Here is a 1227-nt window from a genome sequence, read left to right on the forward strand (position 1 = left end):
GGAGGATTAGCTCAGCTGGGAGAGCATCTGCCTTACAAGCAGAGGGTCGGCGGTTCGAGCCCGTCATCCTCCACCATTTATTTCTTACTGCTGCCTAAATCAGCAAAAAATCATTCCTTACTTTTATATGCCGGTGTAGCTCAATTGGTAGAGCACGGCCGAATAAGCTTCCTGAATGAACTTCAGCGTACTGATCGAGCTGCTGCTTGACTAGGCTTCCTGAGAACAGGACGACTTAATCAAGTGAATAAACAAAGTTGTACTTCATACTGTTAAAATGCCGGTGTAGCTCAATTGGTAGAGCAACTGACTTGTAATCAGTAGGTTGGGGGTTCAAGTCCTCTTGCCGGCACCATTCGGTCTTAAACCGAATTAAGATGTTTAAATATGTGCCATTAGCTCAGTCGGTAGAGCATCTGACTTTTAATCAGAGGGTCGAAGGTTCGAGTCCTTCATGGCACACCATTTTTCCTTAATATGCGGGTGTGGCGGAATTGGCAGACGCGCTAGACTTAGGATCTAGTGTCTTTGACGTGGGGGTTCGAGTCCCTTCACCCGCATCATATTTTGCGGAAGTAGTTCAGTGGTAGAACACCACCTTGCCAAGGTGGGGGTCGCGGGTTCGAATCCCGTCTTCCGCTCTTGCTTTCGCCGGGGTGGCGGAACTGGCAGACGCACAGGACTTAAAATCCTGCGGTAGGTGACTACCGTACCGGTTCGATTCCGGTCCTCGGCACCACTTATTTCATATCATATATGCGCCCGTAGCTCAATTGGATAGAGCGTTTGACTACGGATCAAAAGGTTATGGGTTCGACTCCTATCGGGCGCGCCATATACGGGAAGTAGCTCAGCTTGGTAGAGCACTTGGTTTGGGACCAAGGGGTCGCAGGTTCGAATCCTGTCTTCCCGACCATTTCCATTTTTTAATTGGGGCCTTAGCTCAGCTGGGAGAGCGCCTGCCTTGCACGCAGGAGGTCAGCGGTTCGATCCCGCTAGGCTCCACCAATTACTTTTAAAAAAGTTGTTGACTTAGTAATTCAACAATGATATGATTTAAAAGTTGCTCTTGAAGCAAATGATCTTTGAAAACTAAACAAAACCAAAAGCGTACCAAACGTTTTAAATTTTTTGAAGTCAGCAACAAATTGAGTCACAAATTTTCTTCGGAGAGTTTGATCCTGGCTCAGGACGAACGCTGGCGGCGTGCCTAATACATGCAAGTCG

General features: G+C 47.7%; 9 tRNA genes and 1 rRNA gene. All 10 read left to right on the top strand.

The window, feature by feature from the left end:
- A tRNA-Val gene (locus GJU41_RS24425) sits at positions 1-76 on the top strand.
- Between the two features lie 203 nt (positions 77-279).
- Positions 280-355 (top strand) — tRNA-Thr (locus GJU41_RS24430).
- Positions 356-389: 34 nt separating this feature from the next.
- Positions 390-465 (top strand) — tRNA-Lys (locus GJU41_RS24435).
- 14 nt (positions 466-479) lie between these two features.
- Positions 480-560 (top strand) — tRNA-Leu (locus tag GJU41_RS24440).
- 9 nt (positions 561-569) lie between these two features.
- Positions 570-641: transfer RNA gene (locus GJU41_RS24445), tRNA-Gly, on the top strand.
- A gap of 9 nt (positions 642-650) precedes the next feature.
- Positions 651-739, top strand: a tRNA-Leu gene (locus tag GJU41_RS24450).
- A gap of 19 nt (positions 740-758) precedes the next feature.
- Positions 759-835 (top strand) — tRNA-Arg (locus GJU41_RS24455).
- Between the two features lie 4 nt (positions 836-839).
- Positions 840-916, top strand: a tRNA-Pro gene (locus tag GJU41_RS24460).
- Between the two features lie 16 nt (positions 917-932).
- Positions 933-1008, top strand: a tRNA-Ala gene (locus GJU41_RS24465).
- 155 nt (positions 1009-1163) lie between these two features.
- Positions 1164-1227, top strand: a 16S ribosomal RNA gene (locus GJU41_RS24470); the annotation flags it as partial.

Source organism: Metabacillus idriensis (genome assembly GCF_009674765.1).
GTDB classification, from domain to species: domain Bacteria; phylum Bacillota; class Bacilli; order Bacillales; family Bacillaceae; genus Bacillus_P; species Bacillus_P idriensis.